Here is a 2,830-nt window from a genome sequence, read left to right as displayed (position 1 = left end):
GGTCTATGGACAACGGATGATTGCCATTTTGCTGCCACGGCTTCGGTGATCGTCAGCATGTCTTCAGGCGTTTCGGCCTCACTAATATTGACTTGCACGTGATGATAATCAGGCAGCGCCTTACAAAGCCGATCAAAAACCTCAGGGGGCATACTCCACCCAGGCAACCAGACAATTGTCGCGCTATTGATTGGTGTCATCATCCCAATACTCCAAGCTGCAGCCCTACGTCACGAATACGCGCCGCTGCATCTCGCAGTTCTTTATCTGTATGGGCTGCAGATAATGAGAAGCGGATGCGAGCTGTCCCCTCAGGAACCGTCGGCGGCCTAATTGCAACCGCTGCGATGCCTTGCTCTTCCAGCGCTGCGCTGAAGCGCAACGCCGTCTCATTATCGCCGATGATGATCGGCACGATAGGCGAATCGCCTATTCCGAGCAGGAATCCGGACTTTTGCAGCAAAGATCGGAAGGAACGGATGATTGTGTGCAGCCRTTCACGACGCCAGTGCTCCTGCTGCACCAGCACTAATGCTTGAGCAATGCCTGCGAGCAGCGCAGGGGGCATTGCTGTTGAATAAATAAGCGTACGCGCCTTATTCACGAGGTAATCAATGAGCGTGCGGCTGCCGCACACATAGGAACCGTAGGCGCCGAAGGCCTTGCTGAACGTTCCCATATGAATGTCCACCTCGTGCTTTACCCCGAGAACATGGCATAACCCCTCGCCGCGCCTTCCATAAATTCCACCGCTGTGCGCTTCGTCCACCATCAGCATCGCTCCATACTCATGCTTGAGTAGGATGAGATCTTGCAGAGGAGCCTGATCTCCGTCCATGGAGAAGACAGCATCAGTAACGATCAGCTTTCGTTTTTTATCACGATGCTTATGCAGAAGCGCTCCCAAGTGCTCCATATCGTTATGCCGATATCGAGCCAACTCCGCCCGGCTCATCAGAATACCATCAACCATACTGGCATGATTCAGTTGATCGCTAAACACCACATCATCCCGGCCGACTACAGCACGGATAACTCCTGTATTTGCCATATAACCATTGGCAAATACAAGGGCGGCTTCGCAGTTCTGCCACTCGGCGATAGCCTCTTCGAGTTCCATATAGGCTAGCCGGTTGCCAGTCACAAGGCGGGATGCCCCTGCGCCAACGCCTTCTTTGAGCAGTACCTCCCGCATCGCTTCGATCATTGCAGGATGCTGGGACAGTCCAAGATAGTCGTTGCCGGACAAGTTGAGCAGATTGTGCGATCCTGTCCCGCGGAACATGCGTCCAGGAAACCCTGGAACTGCTGAACTTGCTCGCAGTGAGCGTTTCAAGGAAGCTTCCTCCAGAGAGGCAAGTTCCAGTTCCATCCATTTCAAAGGTGATACCACGTTCATTGTTCGCACCACCTTATAAAGCGTTGAGTTCAATCTCGAAGCCCAAGTCTTCAATCATTTGGTGATCGATGCCAATCGATTGGCCTGCCGTTGTCAAATAATCACCGACAAAAAGCGAATTCGCCGCATACAGCGACATGGGCTGCAGCGTACGGAGATTCACCTCGCGGCCTCCTGCTACACGAATTTCTTTGGACGGACAGATGAAACGGAATAAAGCTAATACTTTCAATGCCTTCATCGCCGGAGTACGGCCCGCATGCTCCAAAGGCGTTCCAGGAATGGCATTGAGGAAATTAATTGGAATCGAATCGCTATCCAGCTCACGCAGTGCATAGGCCATTTCCACAATTTCTTGATTGGTTTCACCCATCCCGATAATCACACCGGAGCAGGGGGACATGCCGTATGTTTTTACTTTTTCCACCGTTTCAACACGCTGATCATACGTATGGGTCGTCGTAATCGACGGGTAGTTCGCTTTGCTCGTATTGAGATTATGGTTGTATCGATGTACGCCTGCCTCTGCAAGCCGCTGTGCTTGCTCGTCCTTCAAAATACCTAGACAAGCACAAATTTTGAGCGGCATCGTTTCACGGATTTCTTTTACGGCATCCACGACTTGCGCCAATTCCTTGTCTGTCGGCCCTTTGCCTGCCGCTACAATACAATACGTTCCGGCTTTACGCGCCATAGCTTCACGTGCCCCAGCTAGCAGCGTATCTTTATCAAGCAAGGTATATTTACTTACCGGCGCCGTTGAAACAATTGATTGCGAGCAATAACCGCAGTCCTCGGGGCAGAGTCCGCTTTTCGCATTAATAATCATGTTCAATTTGACTTTCTTACCGTAATAATGCTTTCTTACTTGAAAAGCCGCCTGCAGCAGCGGCAGAACCTCATCATTGCCAGCTTCAAGAACAGCCAGCCCTTCCTCTTCCGTCAAACACTCGCCGTTTAATGCTTTTTGGGCTAACATAGGCCAATCCTTATGGGATGAAATAATGTTCATGGTCTCCTCCTTGAGGTTCATTGTGGCAGAACTTTAGCGCATGTTTGATCGGTGCTAGTTGTATAGATTTCCTTGCCGTATGTATCAAAAGTTCTGTATTCACATCAGCAGGTAGAGAAGGAAAGCAACCGAGAACGGGAAGACCGCTATACTGCTCGATAAGCTCCGCATTCGTCGCAACGCTCGGATCATGCCCAATTTCTGGATCGTCTCCGTCATTTAAGATGACACCTACGATATTGATTCCATAGTGCCTTAGAAAAGCTGCCGTTAGTATCGTGTGGTTAATCGTGCCCAGACTGGAACGAGCAACAATCAGTGCGGGAATTCGAAGCTCTGCGATCAAATCCACGATCAGGGCATCATCGTTCAGCGGAACAGCTACGCCTCCTGCGCCTTCAACAAGCAGAGCCTCGTAT

3 protein-coding genes and 1 pseudogene are annotated in these 2,830 nt (G+C 50.8%); all 4 read right to left on the bottom strand.

The features are described from left to right. Positions 1-203: pseudogene (locus AC1DUA_RS32400) on the bottom strand (hypothetical protein); the annotation flags it as partial. Beyond that, positions 200-1,399 carry an 8-amino-7-oxononanoate synthase gene (bioF, locus tag AC1DUA_RS32395; protein WP_477503649.1) on the bottom strand — a complete coding sequence of 400 codons (1,200 nt, stop codon included), beginning with the start codon at positions 1,397-1,399 and terminating at the stop codon, positions 200-202. The pseudogene AC1DUA_RS32400 and the gene bioF, both read right to left, overlap by 4 nt. A 13-nt stretch (positions 1,400-1,412) precedes the next feature. Continuing rightward, positions 1,413-2,411 (bottom strand): biotin synthase BioB, encoded by a 999-nt coding sequence (bioB, locus tag AC1DUA_RS32390; RefSeq protein ID WP_477503648.1) that lies wholly within the window; start codon positions 2,409-2,411, stop codon positions 1,413-1,415. Continuing rightward, positions 2,389-2,830 (bottom strand): ATP-dependent dethiobiotin synthetase BioD (gene bioD / locus AC1DUA_RS32385; protein ID WP_477503647.1); only part of this gene is annotated, 442 nt, incomplete at its 5' end. The genes bioB and bioD, both read right to left, overlap by 23 nt.

It is taken from the genome of Paenibacillus sp. 01T422 (assembly GCF_056398785.1).
This window is presented reverse-complemented; position numbering and strand designations above follow the sequence as displayed.